This is a genomic window from Amycolatopsis sp. NPDC051903, from assembly GCF_044452505.1.
GTDB lineage: Bacteria > Actinomycetota > Actinomycetes > Mycobacteriales > Pseudonocardiaceae > Amycolatopsis.
Genome location: NZ_JBITBT010000003.1, coordinates 504,446 through 528,714, shown reverse-complemented (window position 1 = coordinate 528,714; position 24,269 = coordinate 504,446). Strand labels below are relative to the sequence as shown.

21 protein-coding genes and 1 pseudogene are annotated in these 24,269 nt (G+C 71.9%); 18 read left to right on the top strand and 4 right to left on the bottom strand.

Translation table 11 applies throughout. The features are described 5' to 3' along the window. Positions 1 to 25: 25 nt before the first annotated feature. Positions 26 to 1,198 carry a molecular chaperone DnaJ gene (gene dnaJ / locus ACIA77_RS10085; RefSeq protein WP_395885442.1) on the top strand — a complete coding sequence of 391 codons (1,173 nt, stop codon included), beginning with the start codon at positions 26 to 28 and terminating at the stop codon, positions 1,196 to 1,198. Positions 1,199 to 1,203: 5 nt separating this feature from the next. Further along, complete coding sequence (locus ACIA77_RS10080; protein ID WP_395885441.1) at positions 1,204 to 1,638, top strand: heat shock protein transcriptional repressor HspR; 435 nt, start codon at positions 1,204 to 1,206, stop codon at positions 1,636 to 1,638. Positions 1,639 to 2,137: 499 nt separating this feature from the next. Here ACIA77_RS10080 and ACIA77_RS10075 read toward each other — a convergent pair whose 3' ends face one another. From ACIA77_RS10075 to ACIA77_RS10065, 3 genes are all read right to left on the bottom strand, one after another. Continuing rightward, positions 2,138 to 2,830 (bottom strand): dienelactone hydrolase family protein, encoded by a 693-nt coding sequence (locus tag ACIA77_RS10075; RefSeq protein WP_395885440.1) that lies wholly within the window; start codon positions 2,828 to 2,830, stop codon positions 2,138 to 2,140. 224 nt (positions 2,831 to 3,054) lie between these two features. Next, positions 3,055 to 4,173, bottom strand: a complete 1,119-nt coding sequence (locus tag ACIA77_RS10070) for a globin domain-containing protein (RefSeq protein ID WP_395885641.1) — start codon at positions 4,171 to 4,173, stop codon at positions 3,055 to 3,057. 291 nt (positions 4,174 to 4,464) lie between these two features. Beyond that, a complete protein-coding gene (locus ACIA77_RS10065; protein WP_395885439.1) occupies positions 4,465 to 5,640 on the bottom strand; it encodes a globin domain-containing protein in 1,176 nt (391 codons plus the stop codon). A gap of 373 nt (positions 5,641 to 6,013) precedes the next feature. Here ACIA77_RS10065 and ACIA77_RS10060 point away from each other — a divergent pair, with 373 nt between their 5' ends. The 5 genes and pseudogenes from ACIA77_RS10060 to ACIA77_RS10040 form a co-directional block, all read left to right on the top strand. Beyond that, positions 6,014 to 6,499 carry a MarR family winged helix-turn-helix transcriptional regulator gene (locus tag ACIA77_RS10060; RefSeq protein ID WP_395885438.1) on the top strand — a complete coding sequence of 162 codons (486 nt, stop codon included), beginning with the start codon at positions 6,014 to 6,016 and terminating at the stop codon, positions 6,497 to 6,499. A 37-nt stretch (positions 6,500 to 6,536) separates the two neighbouring features. Continuing rightward, a complete protein-coding gene (locus ACIA77_RS10055; protein WP_395885640.1) occupies positions 6,537 to 8,621 on the top strand; it encodes an MFS transporter in 2,085 nt (694 codons plus the stop codon). 255 nt (positions 8,622 to 8,876) lie between these two features. Beyond that, positions 8,877 to 10,061 (top strand): MFS transporter, encoded by a 1,185-nt coding sequence (locus ACIA77_RS10050; protein ID WP_395885437.1) that lies wholly within the window; start codon positions 8,877 to 8,879, stop codon positions 10,059 to 10,061. 94 nt (positions 10,062 to 10,155) lie between these two features. After that, positions 10,156 to 12,750, top strand: a complete 2,595-nt coding sequence (gene clpB / locus ACIA77_RS10045; protein WP_395885436.1) for an ATP-dependent chaperone ClpB — start codon at positions 10,156 to 10,158, stop codon at positions 12,748 to 12,750. Between the two features lie 1,217 nt (positions 12,751 to 13,967). Further along, positions 13,968 to 14,618 (top strand): annotated as a pseudogene (locus ACIA77_RS10040) (hypothetical protein); the annotation flags it as partial. A gap of 440 nt (positions 14,619 to 15,058) precedes the next feature. Here the strand turns inward: ACIA77_RS10040 and ACIA77_RS10035 are convergent. After that, entirely contained in the window at positions 15,059 to 15,931 is an 873-nt protein-coding gene (locus ACIA77_RS10035) for a hypothetical protein (protein WP_395885435.1), read from the bottom strand. On the opposite strand from ACIA77_RS10035, the gene ACIA77_RS10030 reads away from it, so the two are divergent. The 11 genes from ACIA77_RS10030 to ACIA77_RS09980 all read left to right on the top strand — a co-directional run bounded on the left by ACIA77_RS10030 (position 15,909) and on the right by ACIA77_RS09980 (position 24,167). Further along, entirely contained in the window at positions 15,909 to 16,676 is a 768-nt protein-coding gene (locus tag ACIA77_RS10030) for an SDR family NAD(P)-dependent oxidoreductase (RefSeq protein WP_395885434.1), read from the top strand. The genes ACIA77_RS10035 and ACIA77_RS10030 overlap by 23 nt on opposite strands. A 76-nt stretch (positions 16,677 to 16,752) precedes the next feature. Continuing rightward, positions 16,753 to 17,496 (top strand): ABC transporter ATP-binding protein, encoded by a 744-nt coding sequence (locus ACIA77_RS10025; protein WP_395885433.1) that lies wholly within the window; start codon positions 16,753 to 16,755, stop codon positions 17,494 to 17,496. Further along, on the top strand, positions 17,496 to 19,982 hold the full coding sequence (locus ACIA77_RS10020) for an ABC transporter permease (protein WP_395885432.1): 2,487 nt from the start codon (positions 17,496 to 17,498) through the stop codon (positions 19,980 to 19,982). Before ACIA77_RS10025 ends, ACIA77_RS10020 begins: the two co-directional genes overlap by 1 nt. 40 nt (positions 19,983 to 20,022) lie before the next feature. Further along, positions 20,023 to 20,586, top strand: a complete 564-nt coding sequence (pyrE, locus tag ACIA77_RS10015) for an orotate phosphoribosyltransferase (protein WP_395885431.1) — start codon at positions 20,023 to 20,025, stop codon at positions 20,584 to 20,586. An 80-nt stretch (positions 20,587 to 20,666) separates the two neighbouring features. Further along, the gene (locus ACIA77_RS10010; protein ID WP_395885430.1) at positions 20,667 to 21,221 is read left to right on the top strand and encodes an RNA polymerase sigma factor; all 555 of its coding nucleotides are present in this window, start codon (positions 20,667 to 20,669) and stop codon (positions 21,219 to 21,221) included. After that, positions 21,212 to 21,787 (top strand): Asp23/Gls24 family envelope stress response protein, encoded by a 576-nt coding sequence (locus tag ACIA77_RS10005; protein WP_395885429.1) that lies wholly within the window; start codon positions 21,212 to 21,214, stop codon positions 21,785 to 21,787. The genes ACIA77_RS10010 and ACIA77_RS10005 overlap by 10 nt, the downstream gene beginning before the upstream one ends. Continuing rightward, positions 21,784 to 22,152 carry an Asp23/Gls24 family envelope stress response protein gene (locus ACIA77_RS10000; protein WP_395885428.1) on the top strand — a complete coding sequence of 123 codons (369 nt, stop codon included), beginning with the start codon at positions 21,784 to 21,786 and terminating at the stop codon, positions 22,150 to 22,152. The genes ACIA77_RS10005 and ACIA77_RS10000 overlap by 4 nt, the downstream gene beginning before the upstream one ends. Beyond that, positions 22,137 to 22,412, top strand: coding sequence for a hypothetical protein (locus ACIA77_RS09995; protein WP_395885427.1), 276 nt, complete (start codon positions 22,137 to 22,139; stop codon positions 22,410 to 22,412). The genes ACIA77_RS10000 and ACIA77_RS09995 overlap by 16 nt, the downstream gene beginning before the upstream one ends. A gap of 87 nt (positions 22,413 to 22,499) precedes the next feature. After that, positions 22,500 to 22,931 carry an Asp23/Gls24 family envelope stress response protein gene (locus ACIA77_RS09990; RefSeq protein WP_395885426.1) on the top strand — a complete coding sequence of 144 codons (432 nt, stop codon included), beginning with the start codon at positions 22,500 to 22,502 and terminating at the stop codon, positions 22,929 to 22,931. A gap of 179 nt (positions 22,932 to 23,110) precedes the next feature. Beyond that, entirely contained in the window at positions 23,111 to 23,494 is a 384-nt protein-coding gene (locus ACIA77_RS09985; RefSeq protein ID WP_395885425.1) for a DUF2784 domain-containing protein, read from the top strand. A 16-nt stretch (positions 23,495 to 23,510) separates the two neighbouring features. Beyond that, entirely contained in the window at positions 23,511 to 24,167 is a 657-nt protein-coding gene (locus tag ACIA77_RS09980) for a TrmH family RNA methyltransferase (RefSeq protein WP_395885424.1), read from the top strand. Positions 24,168 to 24,269: the final 102 nt, after the last annotated feature.

Sequence of the window (24,269 nt, the reverse complement as noted above, 5' to 3'; positions counted from 1 at the left end):
TCGGAGCGAAAGGAGGAGGCACCCGATGAGTGCTCGGGAGTGGATGGGCAAGGACTTCTACAAAGAGCTGGGTGTCTCCTCCGACGCCACCGCGGATGAGATCAAGAAGGCGTACCGCAAGCTCGCCAAGGAAAACCACCCGGACGCCAACGCCGGCAACGTCACGGCCGAGAACAAGTTCAAGGCCGTGTCCGAGGCCTACGGGGTGCTGTCCGACCCGGGCAAGCGCAAGGAGTACGACGAGGCCCAGCGCCTGTTCGGCGCCGGTGCGGGCGGCTTCGGGGGCTTCCCCGGCGGCGCCGGCGCGGGCGGCTTCGACATGAACGACATCTTCGGCCAGGCCGGTGCCCAGCAGGGCGGTTTCGGCGGGCTCGGCGACATCCTGGGCGGCATCTTCGGCCGTTCGGCCCGCGGCGGCGCCGCGACGGCCAACCGGCCGCAGCGCGGCGCCGACGTCGAGACCGACGTGCGGATCGACTTCGTCGAGGCGGTCAAAGGCGCGACCCTGCCGCTGCGGCTGTCGAGCCCCGCGACGTGCCAGACCTGCGGCGGCAACGGTGCGAAGCCGGGCACGTCGCCCCGCACGTGTCCGACGTGTGGGGGTTCGGGTCTGGTGAGCCGTAGCCAGGGTGCGTTCGCGTTCTCCGAGCCGTGCCGCGACTGCCGCGGCCGCGGCCAGATCATCGACGACCCGTGCCCGGAGTGTGGTGGCGAGGGCATCAGCACCCGCACCCGCACGCTGACGGTGCGCATCCCGCCGGGCGTCGACGACGACCAGCGGATCCGCCTCGCCGGCCAGGGCGAACCGGGCCGGGGTGGCGCGCAGGCCGGCGATCTGTACGTCCGCGTGCACGTGGCGCCGCACAAGCTGTTCGGCCGCAAGGACCTCGACCTGACCCTGACGGTGCCGGTGGACTTCACCGAGCTGGCGCTCGGCACCACCGTCACGGTGCCGACGCTCGAGGGGAAGGTGTCACTCAAGGTGCCGGCGGGTACCGCGAGTGGCCGAGTGTTGCGCGTGCGCGGAAAGGGCATTCAGAAGCGGGACGGTTCGCAGGGTGACCTGTTGGTGACCCTGCAGGCCGCGGTGCCCGCGAAACTGGACGACAAGGCGCGAACGGCCCTCGAGGCCTACGCCGAGGCGATGAAGGGCAACGACCCGCGGCCCGACATCACCGAGTTGCTCGAAGGCAGGTGAGGGTGATGTTCGGCGGAACCCCGGGACTCCCGCACGGCGCGGACGAGGACACCCCCGTGTTCGTGATCTCCGTGGCGGCCCAGCTGTCCGGTCTGCACGCCCAAACCCTGCGCTCCTACGACCGCCAGGGCCTGGTCTCCCCGGGCCGCACCTCCGGCGGCGGCCGCCGCTATTCGATGCGCGACATCGCGCTGCTGCGGGAAGTCCAGCGCCTCTCGCAGGAAGCCGGTGTCAACCTGGCGGGCGTCAAGCGCATCATCGAACTGGAAAACCAGGTCGACGCACTGCGCTCCCGGGTGCACGAACTCACCGAAGAGCTCGCGGCCGCCTACGCCGCCGCCGAGCAGGCCGCCGCCGCGGTCCACGCCTCGTACCGCAAGGACCTCGTCCCGACGCGGCAGCAGACGTCCTTGGTGGTGTGGAAGCCGAAGCGCCGCTGAGGTTTGGGCTTTCGGGCTTGAGCAGACAGCCCCTTCGCTGCCGGTTTTCCGGTGGTGGAGGGGCTGTTTCGCGTTCGGGACCTTGCTTCGCCAGGGCCTCCGGGCGCGTGCCGGCCCGCTGCTTCCGCGCGACTGGACCGGTGGCGCCACTCCCCGCACGACTGGACCTTTCGTGCTGTCTGCGAGTGGACCGCTCATGCTCGCGGGTGCGCCCGGCCGGACCTTTCGTGCTGTCCGCGAGTGGACCGTTGGTGCCGGCGGCGAGGCGTGACTGGACCTTTCGCGCTGGGGGTGTGGCGTGAGTGGGCCGTTCGTGCCGCCGAAGGTGGCTGAGGGCCTTTCGTGTTGCCTGCGAGTGGACCGCTCATGCCGCGGGTGCGCACAGCTGGACCTTTCGCGCCCATGGCGCGAGTGGACTGTTCGTGCGCGTGCGCGACTGGACCATTCGTGCCGCCGCGAGAAGCGCGAGCGGTCCCGTCGCAGCCGGCGCGGGTGGCGGCTACTTGAGGTGCTCGCCGAAGAAGGACATCACGCGTTGCCACGCGTCCAGATCGGAGTCTTCGTGGTAGCCGACGCCCAGGACGCGCAGGACGGTGTTGACCGGGGCCGGGCCTATCTTGTTGGCGAAGCTGTGGCCGGCGTGGGGGTATTCCTTGACGTCGTGCGGGATGTTGCGCTCGGTGAGGGCCGCGTCGAGTTTGGCGGCGGCGCCGCGCAGGGACGGGTCGCGGCGGCCGAAGCTGGCGACGATCGGGCAGGCGTCGTCGAGGGCGGAGAGGTCGCGGGGCAGCTGGCCGTAGTACGGGGCGGACGCGTCGAACGAGCGGGCGGCCGCGACGAGGGCGAAGCCGCCGCCGAGGCAGTAGCCGGCGACGCCGATCTTGCCGGTGCAGTCGGCGCGGGCGGCCAGGAGGGCGCGCGAGGCTTCGATGTCGTCGAAGGCGCGGCCGCGGCGGGCGAACACGTCCTTGAAGACCTGGCGCACGCAGCGGAAGAAGCCGCCGCGCGAGTACAGGTCCGGGCTGAGCGCGAGGTAGCCCGAGTCGGCGAAGCGATCCGTGATGCGCCGCGCGTCCGCGGACAGGCCGATTGCGTCGTGGATGATCACGACGGCCGGGAACGGGCCCGAGCCGGAGGGAACTGCCAGGTAGCCGGTGATGTCGCCGTCCGGGGTGGGGATCGTGACCTCCATGCCCCGGAACTCTAGCCCGGCACCGGCCCGGACCCCAGCCGGGAAACCACCGCGTGCCCGAACAGCGGCCACGAAGCCGCCGTGCGGTGCCGGTCCCAACCTCCGCCGCGCGACAGCGGCGGTGGGCGCCCGCGATCTCGCCGAGAGTCGGCCGCGGTTCCTAGCCGAGGGGCTCGCCGAGGGTGGCAGCAGCCAGGGCGCAGACCTCAACGCAAGCGACAGCCTCAGTCGAGCGTGAACGGGTCGTACTTGATCCGCTCCAGTTCCACCCCCGCGGCCAGCAGCCTGGAGACCGTCCCGCGGATCATGTTCGGCGAGCCCGACACGAGGACGTCGTGGTCGGCCCACTTGCCGCGTTGGGTCACGGCGGTGGCGAGGGTGCCGCGGTCGCCGCCGGAGATCGCGCCTTCCTCGGTCACCGGGGTGACCGTCAGCCACCTCGAGGTGACCGCCAGGCGGCGCAGTTCGTCCAGCGCGTACAGGTCACTGGGCTTGCGGCCGCCGAAGAACAGGTGCACGGGCGGGTTCCGCTTCCACCGCGCCAGCTCGTCGAGGATCGCCAGCAGCGGCGCGACGCCCGTCCCGCCGGCGATCATCAGCAGCGGGCGCCGGTCGGTGGTCGGCACCACCGACAGGGCGCCCAGCGAAGGGCCCAGCCGCCAGACGTCGCCCGGGTGCGTGTGGTTCACGATCGCCCGCGACACCCAGCCGCCGGCGACGGCGCGGACGTGGAAGGTCAGCAGGCCGTCGTCGCGCGGGGAGGTGGTCATCGACAGGTACCGCCACAGCCGCGGCCGTTGCGGCACCTCGACGCTCACGTACGCGCCCGGCCGGTACGGCAGCAGCCCCTCGGTCCGCACGCGCACCAGGGCGACGTCCGTCGACACCTTCCGGTGCTCCACGACCGTGCCGCTCCACCACGCCGGACCCGTTTCCTCGGCGGCCGCCTTGCGCATCGTCTCCGAGATCGCGCGGTACGCCGACGTCCACGCCGTTTCCACTTCGGGCGTCCACTCGCTGCCGAGAAATCGTTTCATCGCGCTGATCAACGCCGTTCCGACAGCGTCGTAGTGGCGCTCGAGCACATCGAACTTCCGGTGGTCACGGCCCAGTTGTGAGAGGAACGTGCTGAGTTCGTCGGGCCGATCCACCATCTGCACGACGTACACGAGCGCACGCAACAATCTGCTGCGCTGTGTGGCCATCGTCACGGGGAACAGATCACGCGTGTCCGGCGCGATCACGAACAGTGCACCGTAGAAGTACTGGGCGAGCTCTTCCGATTTCGCCTCAACCCGGGCGAAACTCTCGCGGATCACCCGCGCGGTCTCGGAACCGGACATGGTTCTGCGCAGGGCGGGGTTCGGGGCGAATTCGATCTTCACTGATTCTGAACTCATCGGGAACGGTTTACTCCAGTCTGGCCAAACGTATTCGTCTTCACGCGGCGATGCGTACGCGTGCCGCCCCCGAGGAATCACGACTGTAGGCGCACCTGGAGAAAAACGGGTGTAGTTAACGGTGTTCCCGCTCGAACGGAGCAATTTCAACCACGATTAGTCAACGTGTTCTGGCGCACAGTAAAAGTGATCTTTCGCCGGTGGGGAAAGATTTTTTGTGAGCCGCTGACCTGGTCAGTCGATGGTGAACGGGTCGTACTGGATCTGGCTCAGCGCGCTGCCGGCCACCAGCATGCGCGACACCGTCGCGCGGATCATCGACGGCGAACCCGACACGAGGATGTCGTGTTCCGGCCAAGCGCCGTACCGCGTAACCGCTTCCGCCAGCGTCCCCGTTTCACAACCGGGCAGGTGGTCACCGCGCTCGACGACGGGCGTAATGGTGAGCCACGGGTTCGTCGACGACAACCCGCGCAGCTCTTCGAGGTCGTAGAGGTCGTCGCGGGTCGGGCCGCCGTAGAACAGGCGCGTTTTCGGGTTCTCGCCCCACATCGCCAGGTGGTCGAGGATCGCGCGCAGCGGCGCGACACCGGTTCCGCCCGCCACCATCACGACGCCGCGGGACCGGTCGCGGTCCACCGCCATGCGCCCGAGCGGCGGGCCGAGCCGCCAGACGTCACCGGGTTGCGTGTGGCTCACGATGGCGCGCGACACCCAGCCGCCGTCCACCGCGCGCACGTGGAACTCGATCCCGCCGTCCTCCCGCGGCGCGTTGGCCGGCGAGAGGTAGCGCCACAACCGCGGGCGCTGCGGCACCTCCACGCTCATGTACTGCCCCGGCAGGTACGGCACGGGCTGCTCGGGCAGCAACCGCACGAGGGCCAGGTCCCACGTCAGCCGCCGGTGCTCGACGACCGTGGCCGGCCACGACGCCGGGTTCACGTCCGCGGCCGCGGCCTCCTGCATCGCGCGCGCGACGATCGTGAACGCCTCCGCCCACGCCCGCTCCACGGCGACGGTCCACTCGGGCCCCAGGTGGTTCTTCAGCGAAGCCAGCAGCGCCGTGCCCACGGCCTCGTAGTGCTTCGGGATCACGCCGAACTTGCGGTGGTCGCGCCCGAGCTGGCGCAGGAACGGCACGAGGTCGTCGGGCCGGTCCACCATCTGCACGATGTGCACGAGCGCGCGCACGAGCCGGCCGCGCTGCACCTCCATGTTGATGGGGAAGAAGTCCCGCGTGGCCGGGGCCAGGGTGAACAGCATCCCGTAGAAGAACTGCGAGATCTCCGGGATGAAGGGCTCGGACCGCGCCCAGGTGTCACGGATCAGCCGCACCATCGCGGCCACGGCGGCGGGCGTCTCACGCGGCTCCGCCGAGCGGGGGATCGGGCTGATCGAATCGGCAGTCATCGGGGTGTCGTTCGCAGGTCGGGGGCGGTTCGGGGGAAGGGGGAGAGCGCTCACGGGCGGGTGGCGGCCGCGTCGGGTGGCTCCGGAGCACGCCGGTCGCACAGGCCCTCGTCGCGGGAATTCACCACTGCCCCACCTCGTTCCCCTCGATGTTCCTCAGGACGTTGTCGCCGCGTCCCCCGATCGCGGTTCGTCCGCAGAGTAGCCGCCCCGCGGCCCTTTGCCCGCATCGTTGCTCCGGTCGGGTTACCACTCGGTTCGTCGCGTGGGGCAGGTCACCGGATAGATAGTTGCCCTACGCAACCATCCGGAGATAAACTTGTATTGCACAACCAATTGGACGACGAGCAGCGTCCGGCCCGGGAGGAAACCCATGAGCTCTGCCGACGACGTCAGGGTCGAACTGATGCGGGAGCTCAGGTCTGCTTCGCAGCTGCAGCACCTGTGGATCATGCAGGCCTGGGAGGCCGAACCCGGCCTGCACCCGGCCGCCGGGATGCTGCTCTCGGACCTCGCGAAGCACGGTGAAGCCCGCCCCTCCGAGCTGGCCAAGCGCAAGCTCGTGGACCTCTCGGTGGTCAGCCGCCAGATCTCGCAGCTGCAGGCCGCCGGCCTGGTCGACCGCCGCCCCGCTCCGGAGGACGGGCGCGCGTCGCTGATCAGCATCTCCGAGAAGGGCCGAGCCGAGGTCGAGAAGTGGCGGGACCGCTACATCGCCTTCTTCGAGAAGGCCCTCGGCGGTTGGGACGAAGCGCGGATCGCCGACCTGACGACCCGGCTCGCGGAACTGAACAACGGTCTGCGCACCGTGCTCGGGCCCCCCGAGTGCGCCGCGGACAAAGCGGAAGTCGGGAAGTGACCAAACGCAAGTGAGTACCGAAGTCGCCGGTGAGCAGATGAGCCACCGGCAGATCATGAAGGCCTTCTCGGGCCTGCTGCTCGCCCTGCTGGTGGCGATGCTGTCGTCGACGATCGTGTCCAACGCGCTGCCGACCATCCTCGCCGACCTGCACGGTTCGCAGAGCGAGTACACGTGGGTGGTCACCGCGACGCTGCTGACGTCGACCGCGACCACCCCGATCTGGGGCAAGCTCTCCGACCTGTTCAGCAAGAAGCTGCTCTACCAGCTGGCCATCGTGATCTTCACGATCGGCTCGGCGCTGGGCGGCATCTCCCAGTCGATGCCCGAGCTGATCGCGTTCCGCGCGCTGCAGGGCGTCGGGCTCGGTGGCCTGCAGGCGCTGATCCAGGTCGTGATCGCCGCGATGATCGCCCCGCGCGACCGCGGCCGCTACTCGGGTTACACGGGCGCGGTGTTCGCTGTCGCGACCGTTTCCGGGCCGTTGATCGGCGGTCTGATCGTCGACTCGCCGCTCGGCTGGCGCTGGTGCTTCTGGGTCTGCGTGCCGATCGCCGTGATCGCGTTCATCGTGCTCGGCCGCACGCTCAAGCTGCCGGTGCTCAAGCGCAAGGTGCGCATCGACTGGCTGGGCGCGACCCTGCTCGTCGGTGGCGTGGCGCTGCTGCTGATCTGGGTTTCGCTGGCCGGCGCGAGCTTCGCGTGGGCTTCGTGGACGAGCGTCGCGTACGTGGCGGGCGCGGTCGTCGCGCTGGCGCTGGCGGTGCTCGTGGAATCGCGGGCGGCCGAGCCGGTGGTGCCGCTGCGGCTGTTCCGCAACCGCACCTTCACGCTGGCGGTGCTGGGCTCGCTGGCCGTCGGCACCGCGATGTTCGGCGGGTCGGTTTTCCTCGGGCAGTACTACCAGATCTCGCGCGGCTTCTCGCCGACGCACGCGGGCCTGATGACGCTGCCGCTGGTGCTGGGTCTCGCCCTGGCGTCGACGAGCGCCGGGCAGGTCATCTCGCGCACGGGCCGCACGAAGCCGTTCATGGTCGCCGGTGGCACGTCGCTGCTGGCGGGGCTGTTCCTGCTCAGCACGGTGGACCACGCGACGAACCTGACGCTGATGGGCTGCTACCTCGCGCTCGTCGGCATCGGGCTCGGGTTCCTGATGCAGAACCTGGTGCTGGTCGTGCAGAACACCGTGGCGATGCGCGACATGGGTTCGTCGTCGTCGGTGGTCACGTTCTTCCGCTCGCTCGGCGGCGCCGCGGGCGTCTCGGCGCTCGGCGCGGTGCTCTCGGCCCACGTGGCCACGAACATCACGTCGTCGCTGGCCCGCCTCGGGATCCCGGCCGGCGACGCGGTGCACGGCGGTGGCGGGACGTTCGACATCGACGGCCTGCCCGCCGCGCTGCAGCCGATCGTGCGCGCCGCGTTCGGCGACGCGACCGGCACCGTGTTCCTGTTCGCCGGCTTCATCGCCGTGGTGACGCTGCTGGCGGTGGTGTTCATGAAGGAGGTTCCCTTGCGCCGGACTCTCGACGCCGACACCACGCCCGCCGTCGCGCAGGTACTCGCGGCCGAGGTCACGACCGCCCTGCGCGGCCGCGTCCTCGACGCCGACGGCCGGCCCGTGGCGGGGGTGACGCTCACGCTGACCGACGCGTCGGGCCGCCAGGTCGACGTCGGCCGCAGCGCCCGCACCGGCGAGTTCGCGCTGTCGGCGGGCTCGGCGGGTGAGCACGTGCTGCTGGCGACGTCGGGCGCGCTGCCGCCCGCGGTGTCGACCGTGCGCCTCACCGGCTCGCCCGTCTGGCACGACCTGCTCCTCGGCGGGACCGGCGGGGTCCAGGGCCGCGTCCGCACCTCCGGCCGCCACGCCGCGGTCGCCGGCGCCGCCCTGACCCTCACCGACCCGGCCGGCACGGTCCTCGCGTCCCACCTCACCGGCGGCGACGGCGGGTACGAACTGGCGGGCGTCCCGGCCGGCTCGTACACGCTGACAGTCACCGCGTACGGCCACGCGCCGCACGCCGAGGTCCTCGTGGTCAGCACCGGTTCCCCGGCCCACCTCGACGTGGTGCTGGAGGAAGAGCCGGAGTTCGCCCGGCACTCGGGCACGCTGAACCTGAGCTGAGTTCTCCCGCGGATCGCTGAGCCCCGGCCGCCTCGGCCGGGGCTCAGCCGTGTGGTCAGGCTGCTGCCACGGTTCGAAGGATTCCCCTGCCGCGCAAGCCGGCTCCACTTCCCCGGGGCCCCTCCCGCTCAACCGGTCGGACGCGGCCACCACACGGCCGGGGAACGGCGCTCTACCGCCAGTGGCATTCGGGCGCCCCGGAAGTCTCCGTCCGGCCCTGACCTCGGACGGGGCCGCGGCGGTAGCGTTCGTCGCGTGGCGCGGAGCCGGGTCGTTCTGCTGTGTGCACTGGGGATCGACAACTTCGGCTCCGGGCTGTTCCTGCCGCTCGCGCTGGTGTACGTCACGCGCGTCGTCGGCATCCCGCTCGCGCTCGCGGGCACGGCGGTCACCGTCGGAACGCTCGCGGGGCTCGTCGTGCCGCCGCTGGCCGGGCGGCTGGTGGACCGCACGGGGCCGCGTGCGGTCGTCGCCGGGGCGCAGCTGCTGCAGGCCGCCGGGACCGTCGCGTACCTGGTGGCCGACGGGGTCGCCGAGGTGGTCATCGCCGCGATCTTGCTCGCGGCGGGCCAGCAGCTGTTCCACAGCTCGCTCTACGCGCTGATCGCGGAGGTCGCGGGCGACGTGCCGAAGGACCGGCCGTTCGCGGAGGTCGGCATGGTGCGCGCGGGCGGCTTCGGGCTCGGTGGGCTGACGTCGTCGGGGTTCCTCACGTGGTTCGGCGACAGCGGGTACAGCGTCGCGCTGGCGGTGGACGTCGTGACGTTCGTGGTCGCCGCGGCGCTGATCACGAGCGTCGTGAAACCCGTGCACCGCGTGGCGCCCCGCGTGCGGACCAGTGGTGTGCTGCGCGACCGCCCCTACCTGGCGCTCATCCTGCTCAGCGGAATGTTCGGGCTGTCACTGGACTTCTTCCTGATCGGCACGCCGGTGTTCGTCCTCGACCTGCTCCACGGGCCGACGTGGCTGCCCGGCGCGATCCTGTTCCTGCTCACGGTCGTCACGAGCGTCGGCGGCACGGCGGCGCTGCGGCTCACGCGCCGGCTCAACCGGGTCGACGCGATGCGCGGCGGCTCGGCGCTGTTCGCCGCGTGGTGCGTCGTCAGCCTGGGCGTGCTGCTGGTGCCGCCCAGCTGGCAGGCGGGTTACCTGCTGGCCGCGACGCTCGTGTACGCGGCGGGCGATCTGGTCTTCGGGCCGCGCTCCGGCGCGCTGGCCGAGGCCGCGGCGCCGCCGGAGGCGAAGGGCCGGTACCTGGCCGCGTTCCAGTACGCGTTCACGTTCGCGCAGGTGGTGGCGCCGGTGGTGGTGTCGCTGTTCTCCGTGTCGTCGTGGTTACCCTGGGTGCTGGTCGGGGGTTGCGCTTGCCTCGCCGTGGTCGGCCTGGGCAGGCTGGGACCGAGGTTGCCGAGGGACGCCGTCAGACCCGTTCAGAGTTGAGCGGAACAGACTCAAGTTTTCTGACGTTGTACCTGTCGATGGTCCTTGGTCAGGGCTGTCACCTGGACTTTTCACAGAGCGCATGAGGTGAGGGATGGACGCTTTCAACCCGACCACGAAGACCCAGCAGGCGATCTCGTCGGCGGCGCAGGCGGCCACGATGGCCGGCAACCCGCACGTTTCGGCCGCCCACCTGCTGGGCGCCCTGCTGGCGCAGGGTGAGGGGCTCACCGCCCCACTGCTGACCGCGGTCGGGGCCGACCCGGCGGTGGTGCACAAGGAGCTCGACCCGATCATCCAGTCTCTGCCGTCCGCGACGGGCGCCACCGTGTCGAGCCCGCAGTTCGACACGAACGCCGTGAAGTCGCTGACGCAGGCGCAGAAGCTCGCCACCGAACTCGGTGACGAGTACGTGTCGACCGAGCACCTGCTCGTCGGCCTCGCCACCGAGGGTGGCCAGGTGGCCGACCTGCTGAAGCGCCACGGCGCGACGCCCGACGCGCTGCGCGAGGCGTTCGCGAAGGTGCGCGGCTCCGCTCGCATCACGAGCCCCGACCCGGAGAGCACGTTCAAGGCGCTGGAGAAGTACGGCGTCGACCTGACCGAGCGCGCCCGCGCGGGTGAGCTCGATCCGGTGATCGGCCGCGACACGGAGATCCGCCGCGTCGTGCAGGTGCTTTCCCGGCGGACCAAGAACAACCCGGTGCTGATCGGTGAGCCGGGCGTCGGCAAGACGGCGATCGTGGAGGGCCTGGCCCAGCGCATCGTCGCCGGAGACGTGCCCGAGTCGTTGCGCGGCAAGCGAGTGGTGGCCCTGGACCTCGGTTCCATGGTGGCCGGCGCGAAGTACCGCGGTGAGTTCGAGGAGCGGCTGAAGGCCGTCCTCAAGGAGATCACCGACTCGGCCGGTGAGGTCATCACGTTCATCGACGAGCTGCACACCATCGTGGGCGCCGGCGCGACCGGCGAGGGCGCGATGGACGCCGGCAACATGATCAAGCCGATGCTCGCGCGCGGTGAGCTGCGGATGGTCGGCGCGACCACGCTCGACGAGTACCGCCAGCACATCGAGAAGGACGCGGCTCTGGAGCGGCGCTTCCAGCAGGTGCTGGTGGGCGAGCCGTCGCCGGAGGACACGATCGCGATCCTGCGCGGGCTGAAGGAGCGCTACGAGGTGCACCACGGTGTCCGCATCACGGACGCCGCGCTGGTGGCCGCCGCGACGCTGTCCGACCGCTACATCACCGCCCGGTTCCTGCCGGACAAGGCGATCGACCTGGTCGACGAGGCCGCGTCCAAGCTGCGCATGGAGATCGACTCGCGGCCCGTGGAGATCGACGAGGTCGAGCGCGCGGTGCGGCGCATGGAGATCGAGGAGATGGCACTGTCCAAGGAGGACGATGCCGCTTCGCTCGAGCGCCTGTCCGCGTTGCGCGCCGAGCTGGCCGAGAAGCGTGAGGAGCTCACGGCGCTGACCGCCCGCTGGCAGAACGAGAAGGGTTCGATCGAGCGCGTCCGCGAGCTCAAGGAGCAGCTGGAGCAGCTGCGCGGCGAGTCGGAGCGCGCCGAGCGCGACGGTGACCTGGGCAAGGCCGCCGAGCTCCGTTACGGCCGGATTCCCGCGCTGGAGAAGGAGTTCGAGGCCGCGACGGCCGCGAACGAGGCCAGCCAGCAGAACGTGATGCTGAAGGAAGAGGTGGGCGCGGACGACGTCGCCGACGTGGTCAGCGCGTGGACCGGCATTCCCGCCGGCCGGCTGCTCGAGGGCGAGACGGGCAAGCTGCTCCGCATGGAGGAGGAGCTCAACCGCCGCGTGATCGGGCAGGACCAGGCCGTGCAGGTGGTGTCCGACGCGGTGCGGCGGGCGCGGGCCGGCGTGGCCGACCCCGATCGGCCGACGGGTTCGTTCCTGTTCCTCGGCCCCACGGGTGTCGGCAAGACGGAGCTGGCGAAGGCGCTGGCGGAGTTCCTGTTCGACGACGAGCGCGCGATGCAGCGCATCGACATGAGCGAGTACTCCGAGAAGCACTCGGTGGCGCGCTTGGTCGGCGCCCCTCCGGGCTACGTCGGCTACGACCAGGGCGGCCAGCTCACCGAGGCCGTGCGGCGTCGGCCTTACACGGTCGTGCTGCTCGACGAGGTCGAAAAGGCGCACCCGGACGTGTTCGACGTGCTCCTGCAGGTCCTCGACGACGGCCGCCTGACCGACGGCCAGGGCCGGACGGTGGACTTCCGCAACACCATCCTGATCCTGACCTCGAACCTCGGTTCGCAGGCGATCGCCGACCCGTCGCTCGACGAGAACCAGCGCCGCGACGCGGTGCTCGAGTCGGTGCAGCGGCAGTTCAAGCCGGAGTTCCTGAACCGGCTCGACGACATCGTCGTGTTCCACGCCCTCGGCACCGAGCAGCTGACGTCCATTGTGGACATCCAGATCGCCCGGCTCACCGCGCGGCTCGCCCAGCGCCGCCTCCACCTGGACGTCACCGACGGCGCCCGCGAGTGGCTCGCCCTGAACGGCTTCGACCCGATCTACGGCGCCCGCCCCCTGCGCCGGCTCGTCCAGTCCGCGATCGGCGACCGGCTCGCGAAGCAGCTCCTCTCCGGCGCCATCCGCGACGGCGACACCGTGCGGGTCGACATCCCGGCCCTGGAAGCCGGGGACACCCTGACGGTCGAACGAGCCTGACGGCTGTTGGTGCTGTTGGCTGTGCTGTGATCGCGAACGGCCCTTCCACTTCGGTGGGAGGGCCGTTTCGCGTGCCCGGGCCGGTTTCGTCCTCACCGCCCGCCGTGGGCCGCGCGAACGGTCCCTTCGCGCCGTGTCGCCTACGCGAGTGGCCCATTCGTGCCGCGGCGAAGTAGCGAGTTGTCCTTTCGCACGGCGCCGGCCGCGCGAGTGGACCGCTATGCACGGAAAGCCCGCGCGGAGTGGACCGCCGGTCCCGGACGTTGCCGCGTGACCGGACTGTTGGTGCCGGAACTTGCGGTGCGAGTGGACCGCTGGTGCCGCCCCGGCCGCGCGAGTGGACCGCCGGTGCCGGACGTTGCCGAGCGACGGGACCGTTGGCGCCGGACCGGCCGCGCGAGTGGACCGCCGGTCTCGGATGTTGCCGCGCGCCCGGATCGTTGGTGCCGGAATTTGCGGTGCGAGTGGACCGCCGGTGCCGGACCGCCCGCGCGAGCGGACCGCCGGTCCCGGACGTGGCCGAGGGACCGGACCGTTGGCGCCGGAACTTGCGGCGCGATGGGACCGTTCGCACCGCGCAGCTCCTGCGAGCGGTCCCATCGCGGCTCCTACTTGCGCGAATGGTCCGTTGGCGCCGGATCTTCCTGAGCGAGTGGTCCGTTGAGGCACGGAAAGCCCGCGAGTGGACTGCTGATGCCACAACTGCGGCGCGAGTGGACCGCTGGCGCCAACGCTCGCTACACGAGTGGACTGTTGGTGCCGCCGATGCATCGCGAATGGGCGGGGCGCCGGCCGTCGCGCGGGGTACGAGGGGACGGGTCGTGCTGTGGCGGGGTGCGGCCGGTCCGGTGGCGCAGGTGCGTGATCGGGCCGTTGGTGCCCTGTCGCGAATGGTCCGTCCGTGGCGGCTGTCGTTGTGAGTGGACCGTCGCCGCCCCGGGTGCAGCGCGAGTGGACCGTTCGGGCCGAGTCTCGAAGCCGTGGAAGGCGCGAGGGCCGGCGAAGCCCGAGCGGGCGAATGAAGTGACCGGTGGTGCCACGCTCGTCGCGGGTCGGTGCGGAGGAGCCGGTGGGAGCCGCAACCGGTGCCGGGGGTGAAAAAATCCGGCGGATATGCCGATTTGTCGACCTGGGGTGGGTGGGTCGCCTCGAAAGGGGCGCGCCGACACGGTGCGGGCGCCCGGGTGTGGAGGCCCGGCAGCGATACCCTGACCGCCGTGGGTATCTCGGCGTGGATCTGGTTCGTCGTCGCCGCCGTGGCGCTGGTGGCGGGGCTCGGGCTGCTCGCGGCGGACCGGGCGAAGGAAGGCTCGCGCAACCGCGAGCGCATGCGCTGGGCCCAGCTGCGCGGCTGGCAGTTCGTGGAGGAGGACGAGCGCCTCCCCCGGCAGTGGTCGGGCGGCGCGATCGGCTACTTCGGCGCCGACGCGGCCGTGAACGTCGTCGCGGGCTCCACGTTCACGTCCGACGGCCGGCGGCCCGTGTTCATCTTCGACATCGAGTCGGAGGGGCAGATCCCGGCGACCGTCGTGGCTGTGCGCTGCAACAAGACGCACCGCGTGCCCGTCGAGATGTGGCTGTCGAGCGTGCCGTTCCAGCGCGAGAACATGCCGGAGATGCTCGGCCCGATCGGCCAGCGCTACGCGTTCGCCGACGACTCCGAGGGCGCGCGCCTGGTCATCACGCAAGAGCTCGTCGACGCGGCCGACCAGCTGGGCGGCGACGTCGGCGTCGCCTGGCTCGAGAACGAGTGGGTGCTGGCGAGCGTCGTCCCGAACGCCGGGCCGTCACGGCTCGAGCGCCTGCTGCGCGACCTCGGCGAGATCGCCGACATCGTCGACCCGTTCGACGAGGACTACGACTCCGCTCCCCCCTACACCCCCGCCGCCGGCACGCCCGCCCCGGCCGCCACGCGCGCGCCGTCCCCCGCGGACACCCGCGCGACGACCCCGGTCGACACCCGCGCGGCCAGTCCCGCGGACACCCGGGCGACGACCCCCGTCGACACCCGGGCGACCAGTCCCGCGGACACCCGCGCGACCACCCCCCTCAGCACGCGCACGCCCAACCCCGCGGACACCCCCGCCGCGAACCCGGAACGCGCCGAGAACCAGCCACCCCAGCCTCGGACGCCGTCGAGCGGCCCGAGCACCTACGGCTCCGTCCCGGCCGCACCGAGCAAGCCGGACGACCCGGAACCCCAAGAAGAGTCCTGACGCGCAACCGGCCGCCCCACCCGGGGCGGCCGTTTCCGTCTCAGCCCGTTCGGCCGTTTCGTCTCAGCCGGCACACCTCGGCCGCGGCGGCTTCACACCAGCGGTGGCGGCGCCATCTCCAGCGGCGTTCCCACCTCAGCAGATCGCGGCTGGCCGGGCCGGGGCCACGCCTCCGTGGTCGTGGAAGGGCGTGCCGGCGCGAGGTCGTCCGTGGACAGTTCTCCGCGGAACCCGTTGGCTGGCAACGACTGTGTAGCAGCCAACAGTCCTGAAACCGGCCCCGCATCAGTCGAAGTGGCATGGCGCCGGCCGGAGTTGGGCGGGACGTCGGCGGGTGACAGCTCCAGCGAGCCGGCGAACTGCCCCATCCCGCGCTGCTCCGAGTTCACCACCACGGCCGCCGGGCCGGTGTCCGTGGTGGGGCACGACGGCCGGTGCTGGCCCATGCCTCCGTGCAGATCGCCGGTGAAGCGGCCGGAATCCGGGGGCGCGGCCGCACCCGCGGGGTACGGCAGCCAAGCACCCTCCCGCACGGAACCGTCGAGGGCCGAAGCGGCCATCCGCGACGAATCGGCGGTCATCAGCTCCGCCGGCGAACCCAAACGCGGCGCTGGAGAAAAGCCGTTCGCCGACTTCACCGCAGTGAGTGAATTCGAAGGGTCGCACAGGACGAAATCCGACACCACCGCAGCGAGCGAAGGCCCCACCGACAGTTCGCGGGCCGCCGTGGCCAGGGGGTCCGGGACAGCGGCCAGCGGCAGGCCGTCGAGGGGAAGAGTGGGGTCGGCCAGGGACGGAGCGGGGGTGGTGGGCAGCAGTGCGCCGGGTGCGGCACCGGTGGCCACGGTCGGCAGGTGGCCGGGGGTTCGCTGGGTGTGCTTGCCCATGCGCCGGACCATACTTCGCGACTTGGACAAACGCACTTGCAGGTAGGTTCGGCCCATGACCGTCACCGCCGTGATCACCGGAGCCACCGCTGGCATCGGAGCGCAGTTCGCGCGCACGCTCGCCGCCGAGAAGTACGACCTCGTGCTCGTCGCCCGTGACCGGGAGCGCCTCGACGCGTTCGCCGGGCAGCTGCGTGAGCGCCACGGCGTGGCCGTCGAGGTGCTGCCGGCTGATCTGTCCGAAGTAGACGGACGCGCCGCCGTCGAAGAACGCCTCGCCGCGGGCCCCGTCGACCTCCTGGTCAACAACGCCGGCTTCGGCCTCTCCGGCGACTTCTGGCAGATCTCGCCCGACGCGCTGCAGCGCCAGCTCGACGTGAACGTCACCGCCGTCCTGCGCCTCACCCGCGCCGCCCTGCCGGGCATGGTCGAGCGCGGCCGCGGCGACGTCATCAACGTCTCCAGCGTCGCCGGCTTCTTCTCCGGCCGCGGCTCCACCTACACCGCCAGCAAGAACTGGGTCACGTCCTTCACCGAGGGCATCGCGACGTCGCTCCCGCCGGGCCTGCGCATGATGGCCCTGTGCCCCGGCTTCACCACCACCGAGTTCCACGAGCGCGCGGGCCTCGAGAAGGAAGGCCCCAAAGCCTTCTGGCTCGGCGTCGAGCAGGTCGTGGACGAAGCACTGACGGACCTGCGCCGCGGCAAGGTGATCTCCGTGCCGAGCCTGCAGTACAAGGCTTTGGTGGCCGTCGGCGGCCTCTTGCCGCGCGGTGTCCTGCGCCGGCTCTCGGCCGGGTTCGGCAACCGCAAGCGCACGTGAGGTAGGGCTGGCCCCACCGCGTCCCGGCGAGCTGGCACCAGGGTGCGAACCGCCGCCGATGCCTAGCGTTTCCCGCATGACGACGGATGAGGCGGTGCGGCTGCGCGCCGTGCGCAAGGTTTACGGGCGCGTGGCCGCGCTCGACGACGTCGACCTGTCGTTCCCGCGCGGCGGTTTCACCGCCGTGATGGGACCGTCGGGGTCGGGCAAGACGACGTTCCTGCACTGCGCGGCGGGCCTCGACCGGCCGACGGCGGGCACCGTGCACCTCGACGGCCAGGACCTCGCCGCCCTGTCGGAAACGCAGCTGACGAAGCTGCGCCGCGACAAGGTCGGGTTCGTGTTCCAGGCGTTCAACCTGCTGCCCGCGCTCACCGTCGAGCAGAACGTGGCGCTGCCGCTGCGGCTGGCCGGCCGCCGGGTCGACAAAGCGCTCGTGGCGCGGATGCTCGCGCACGTCGGGCTCGCCGAGCGGCGCCGGCACCGGCCCGGCGAGCTGTCCGGCGGCCAGCAGCAGCGCGTCGCGATCGCGCGGGCGCTGCTCACGCGCCCGGCCGTGCTCTTCGCCGACGAACCCACCGGCGCCCTCGACACCCGCACCGCGGCCGAAGTGCTGGCGCTGCTGGGTGCGTCCGTCCGCAGCGGGCTCACGGTGGTGATGGTGACGCACGACCCGGTCGCCGCGGCGCACGCCGATCGCGTGGTTTTCCTCGCCGACGGCCGCGTCGCCGGCGAGCTCGTGCGCCCCACGGCCGAGGCCGTGGCCGAGCGCATGACGCACCTGGGCGCGTGGGGCCGCGCCGCCGTGGGTGGTGCGTGATGTTCCGGCTCGCGCTGCGCACGCTCCGGCTGCGCAAGGGTGGTTTCCTCGCGACGTTCGTGGCCGCGTTCCTCGGCGCCGTCATCGTGTCCGCCTGCGGCGGCCTGATGGAGACGGGCATCCTGGCCGACGCGCCGCCGCAACGGCTGGCAGCCGCGCCGATCGTCGTCGCCGGGCAGCAGGAAACCGAGCTGCCCAAAAGGGATCCGGCCGAAGAAGACCCCAAAACGGAAAGCGTCCTGTTGCCCGAGCGCGTGCGGCTCGACCCGGGGCTGGCCGACCGCATTCGCTCGACGCCCGGCGTGTCCGCGGTGGTCGGTGACGTGACCGTGCCGGTCGTGACCCCCGGCGGTCCGGCGGCCGGGCACGGGTGGAACTCCGCTGTGCTGACGCCGTCTTCGCTGACCGCGGGCCACGCACCGGGGCCCGGGGAGGTCGTGGTCGCCGGGCTGCCCGCGCAGCCGGGCGCGATGATCCAGCTCGCGGCTCACGGCACCACCGGCCAGTACCGCGTCGCCGGAATCGCCGGCGCGACCCAGCCCGAGGTGTTCTTCACCGAAGCCGACGCCGAGAGCCTCGCCGGTGGTCAGGTCGACGACTTCGGTGTGTTCACCACGGAAAACCCCGAAACCGTGGCCGCCCGCCTGAACCTCGGGCCCGGCGTCGTCGCGCTCACCGGCGACGACCGCGGCCGTGCCGAGTTCCCGCAAGCCGAGGCGGCCGGTGAAGGCCTCGTGGCCCTCTCCGCCGTTTCCGGTGGGCTTTCGGTGCTGGTCGCGCTCTTCGTCGTCGCGAGCACGCTCGCGCTGGCCACGCAGCAACGCCGGCGCGAACTGGCTCTGCTGCGCGCCATCGGCACGACCCCCCGGCAGCTGCGGCGGATGGTGCTCGGCGAGGCCATGACGATCGGCGTGCTCGCGATCGCCGCGGCGGTCGCGCTCGGGCCGCTGCTCGGCCGCTGGCTCTTCGGCCGCCTCGTGAACGCGGGTGTCGTCCCGGAAGTCGTCCGGTTCCACCAGGGCTGGCTGCCGATGACCGTCGCGGCCGGAGCCACGGCGCTGGCCGTCCTGATCGCGGCGCTGGTCGCGGCCCGGCGCGTGAGCCGCATCCGGCCGACGGAGGCGCTGGCCGAGGCGAGTGTCGAACGCCGGTGGCTCACGCCGGTGCGGTTCGTCCTCGCGGTGCTCTGCTTCGGCGGCGGGACAGCGCTCGGGATCGTCACGCTCGCGGTGATGACCGGTCCCGTCGCGGCGAGCACGGCGGGACCCGCGGTGCTGTTGTGGGCGATCGGCGTCGCAGCGATCAGCCCCGGCGTCACGAAGCTGGTGGCGGCGCTGCTCCACGGCCCGGTGCGGCTGTTCGGGGGCGTCACCGGGTGGCTGGCGGTCGTGAACACGCGCGCCACCGCCACGCGGGTGTCGGGCGCGGTCACGCCGATCGTGCTCGCGGTGGGCATCGCCACGGGCAACATCTACCTCCAGACCACGCAGCAAGCCGTGTCGCAGCAGGCGTTCACCGAGGACCTGCGCGCCGACGCCGTGGTCGCCGCTCCCGCAGGCGTCAGCCCCGAGCTGCTCCACCGCGTGCAGCAGGCACCCGGCGTGGCAGCCGCTTCGGAGTACGCGACCAGCACGGTCTTCGTCACCGCGCCCTTCGACGACAGCCGGGACGGTCACCCCGCCCTCGGCCTCACCGCCGCGAGCGCCGCCGGCACGACGTCGGCCGCCGTCACCGGGGGCAGCCTCGGCGCGCTCACCGGCGACACCGTCGCGCTGCCGGACACCGTGGCCGCCGAACTGCACCGCGGTGTCGGTGATCCCGTCACGCTCCGGCTCGGCGACGGGCACGACGTGACCGTTCGCGTCGTCGCGCTGGTCGCTCAGCGCCCGGGCTTCGAGGCGCTGCTGTTCCCCGCCGGCCTGCTCGCCGCGCACACCACCGCCGGTCTCGCGCCGCAGGTGCTCGTGCGGGCCGCGCCCGGCGTGGACCACGCCCGGCTCGCAGCGAGCCTCACCGCGGCCACCGCGGGCGAGCCCGTGACGGTCGGCGACCGCGAGGCGCTGCTCGCCGCGCACGCCGCGGACGACGAGATCGGCGCGTGGGTCAACTACCTGATGCTCGCCATGATCATCGGCTACACCGTGATCTCCGTGGTGAACACGCTCGTGATGGCCACCGCGCGCCGCCGGCGCGAGTTCGGGCTCCAGCGCCTCGGCGGCTTCACGCGCACGCAGGTGCTGCGCATGGCCGGCGTCGAGGGCGGCGTGATCGCGGCGATCGGGATCCTGCTCGGCACGGTCGTGTCGGCGGGCGCGATCGTGCCCTTCTGCCTGGTGGCGACGGGCTCGCCGCTCCCGATCGGCCCGGCGGCGGTCTACCTCACCGTGATCGCCATCGCGGCAGTGCTCGCGCTGGGCGCGTCGGTGGTCCCCGCGTGGGTGGCGACGCGGGCGCGGCCCGTGACGGCTGTCGCGCTCGACGAGTGACGCGCCGGTGCGCGCGGCGGAGTGTGTAAGACTCTCGCCCGTGGCGTACCCCGGGTTGGATCAAACAGCGAAGCTCGAACTGGCCAGGCTGGTCACCGAACTGGCCGTGGTGCACGGCAAGGTGACCCTCGCGTCCGGCAAGGAAGCCGACTACTACGTCGACCTCCGCCGGGCGACCCTGCACCACGCGGCCGCGCCGCTGATCGGCAAGCTGCTCCGGCAGCTCACCGCCGACTGGGACTACGTGGCCGCAGGCGGGCTGACGCTCGGCGCCGACCCGGTGGCGCTGGCGATGCTGCACTCCGCGGCGACCGACGGGGTCGTGCTCGACGCGTTCGTCGTCCGCAAGGCGGTGAAGGAACACGGCATGCAGCGCCGCATCGAGGGTGTCGAGGTGCGCGGGCAGCGGGTGCTGGCCGTGGAGGACACGTCGACGACCGGCGGCAGCGTGCTCACGGCCGTCGAGGCGCTGCGCGAGGCCGGGGCGATCGTCGCGGGCGTCGCGACCGTCGTGGACCGCGACACGGGCGCGCGCGAGGCCATCGAGAAGGAAGGCCTCGAGTACCGCTACCTCCTGAGCAAGGACGACCTCGGCCTGGACTGAGCGCGTTCGCGCGCGTTCCCCGAGAATGCGTGCGTGACGATCACCCGCCCGGCCGTGTCCCCCTGGTGGAAGGGGGTGCCGTGACCGCGACCGGGACGCAGCTCGACGACGCCACGCTCGTCGGGCGGGCGCGCGATGGCGACGTCCGCGCCTACGAGCAGCTCGTGCTGCGCTACCAGGGCCCGATGTTCCGGCTCGCCGCGAAGATGCTCAACCACCGCGGCGACGCCGAGGACGTCGTGCAGGAGGTCTTCCTCGGCGCCTGGCGCAAGCTCGCGCAGCTCAACGACGACAGCGCGTTCGTCGGCTGGCTCTACCGCAGCACGGCCAACCGCTGCCTCAACGTGATCCGCGCGCGCCGGCCCCAGGCCGACGTCGACCTCGACCTGGCCGAGTCACCCCGCACCGACGCGCAACCCGAGCACGCCGCGCAGGTCAGCGGCCAGCTGGCGGCGCTCACCGAGGCGCTGCAGCAGCTCACGCCGCAGCAGCGCGCGTGCTGGCTCCTGCGTGAGGTCCACGGCCGCTCCTACGAGGAGATCGCCGAGGTCGTCGGTGCGAACCCCGTCGCCGTCCGGGGTCGCATCGCCCGGGCCCGCGCGCAGCTGGCGGAGGTGATGAAGCCGTGGCGGTGAACGAGAGCACGACCTACGAACTGCCGTGCGGCCGCGACCTGGACGACGTCTGGGCCCGGCTCGACTCGGACCGGCCGGACGAAACCGGGCACGCCGAGACCTGCCCGCACTGCCGCGGCGCGCGCGAGAGCCTGCTGGCGCTGCGCGAGGCGACGCGGGAGCTCATCGACGAACCCGATCCGCCGCCGCCGGACCTCGTCGGGCGCATCATGTCGGCCGTGCGCGCGGAGGCGCGCCGCGGCCGGGTGCTCGACTTGCCGACACCGGAGCCCGGCGGCGTGGCGGTGAGCGAAGCGGCCGTCGCGGTGGTGCTGCGGTACGCCGCCGACTCCGCGGGCGGCGTACGGGCCCGCCGCTGTCGCGTCCGGACGGTCGGCGTGACGCCCGAGGGCGCCGGCGTCGTCGAAGTCGAGCTCACCCTCGCGGTGCGGCTCGGGAACGCTGCGGGCGCCGAGACGTTGGCCCGGGTGCGGGAGCTCGTCACGGCCGCCGCCACGGCGCGCGTCGGGCTCTCGCTGGCGAAGCTGGACCTGCTGGTGGAAGACGTGTACGAGGACGGGGAATGACCGCGGAGGTCGAATACGTGATCGCCGACCCCGTGGTCGCGGGCGTCGCGGCGCGTGCGGCGCTCGACACCCCCGGGGTCGTGCGGCTCGAGCCGGGGCTGCGCGGCCTCGTCACGGCGTGGACGCGCACGGCGCGCGGCCGGTGGCAGGGGCTGGACCCGGCGCCGATCGACGGCGTGCGCGTGCGGACGTCGGCCGGGGCGCTGTCGGTGGAGGTCGACGTGGTGACCTCGGCGGCCGACCAGGCGGCGGCCGTGGGCCGGGCGGTGCAGCGAGCGGTGACGCGTGAAGTGGCCGCGCAGACGGGCCTCGCGGTCGACGCCGTTCTGGTGTCCATTGTGGACATCGAATGGACGCGCCGGTGAGCCGGGCCGTCGCCGACGGGATCGTCGCGGCGCTCGACGAGGTGGCGGGGTTGCGTCCGGCGGTGGCCCTGGGCGTGGCCGCGGCCGTGGAGCTGGGCCCGGACACGGTGCAGGTGCGGCTGATCGCCACGCGGCTGCCGTTGCCGCCCTTGCTCGAACAGGCCGAAGCCGTGGTCCGGCCCGTGCTCGCGGGCACGGAGTGGGCGGGCGCGAAGCTGCGGCTCGTCGTCGCGGACCTCGACGGCGGCGCGTTCGGCTGAGCTTCACCCGATCGGAGCGTGACGATCACCCGCCTGCCGGGTCGATAGCGGTGACGGGAATCGTTGGCCGATCCGAGGGAGAACTCGATGACCACTGCCGAAAAGTCCGCTGCGCTCGTCGTCGCACCGGGGCTCGTGACGGAGCAGGGCACCACGACGATCGCCGACGTGGTGGTGCAGAAGATCGCCGGCCTCGCGACGCGCGACGTGCCGGGCGTGCACGCGCTCGGCGGCGGGGCGGCGCGGGCGCTGGGCGCGCTGCGTGACCGCATCCCCGGCGCGTCGGCGAGCGCGGGGCAGGGCGTGGCCGTGGAGGTCGGTGAGAAACAGGCGGCGGTGGACCTCGAACTCGTCGTGGAGTACGGCGTGGCCATCGCGGATCTCGCGCGCCGGGTGCGCCGCGACGTCACCGACGCGATCGAGCGCATGACGGGCCTGGAGGTCGTCGAAGTCAACATCGCCGTCACCGACGTACACCTTGCGGACGAAGAGCCCACCGCGAGTGATCGAGTGCGGTAGCGGAAGTTCCCGGCACGATCTTCATACCCGGAGTGACCGCTCCGCTACGCCTCGGGTGAACCCGTTGCTCCTGTGGGTTGAACATCACAGCGGGTGAGCGTTATTCGCTCTCGCGTGCCGGTGATCAGGAGTAACGTCGCTGGTAGGGGCACGGAAAGGGGGCGGCGGTGAATCCTTCGGTGGCACACTTCCTCGCCGACGTGACGGTGGCGCTGCACATCATCGCGCTGCTGTTCATCGGCCTCGGTGGCTTCCTCGCCTGGCGCTGGCCGAAGGTTGCGTTCGTCCACATCTTCTTCGCGATCTGGGGCGTGCTGGTCAACGTCGCGCCGATCCCGTGCCCGCTCACCGCCGCCGAGAACGTCTTCCGCCACCAGGAGGGCCTGGGCGATCTGCCCGGCGGCTTCAACGCGTACTACCTGTACGACACGGTCGTGCCGCGCTCACTGCTGCCCGCCGTGGCCGTGATCGCGCTGGCGCTGGTGATCTTCTCGTACATCGGCGCCTACGTGCGCTGGCGCCACCGCCACGACACGCCGACTCACCGCGTCCGCCTGGGCTGAGCCAGAATCGTTCCCCGTGAGCGATGATCCCGAAGCCGGCCCGACCGAGTGGGCGGGCCGTGAACCGGTCGGCGTGGGCCCCTGGGAGGGCCCTTGGCCCACCGACCCGCGCTACGACCCGGAGCTGCTGGCGAACGGCGACCGGCGCAACGTCGTCGACGCCTACCGCTACTGGCGCCGCGAGTCCATCGTGTCCGATGTGGACGCCCGACGGCACCCGTTCCACGTCGCGATCGAAAACTTCCAGCACGACCACAACATCGGCACCGTGGTCCGCACGGCGAACGCCTTCGCCGCCGCCGAGGTCCACATCGTCGGCCGCCGCCGCTGGAACCGCCGCGGCGCGATGGTCACGGACCGCTACCAGCACCTCCGCCACCACGATGACGTCTCGGGCCTGGCGTCGTTCGCCACCGCGGCCGGCCTGACGGTGGTCGCGGTGGACAACACACCGGGTTCGTCGCCGGTGGAAGTGGCCGAACTGCCGCGCGACTGCGTGCTGCTGTTCGGGCAGGAGGGCCCGGGGCTGTCGGCGGAGGCGCAAGAGGTGGCGGCGATGGTGGTGTCGATCGCCCAGTTCGGGACGACGCGGTCGATCAACGCGGGGGTTGCGGCGGGGATCGTGATGCACAGTTGGGTGAGACAGCATGCGGATTTGTCGAGGGCTTGGTAGGGGTTTTGTGCGGGTTGTGTGAGGTTGGCTTGGGGCGGTTTGTCCCGGTGGGCGAAACCGCTTCCTTCGCCTGAAAACCGGCGCTCTTCGTACGGGAATCGG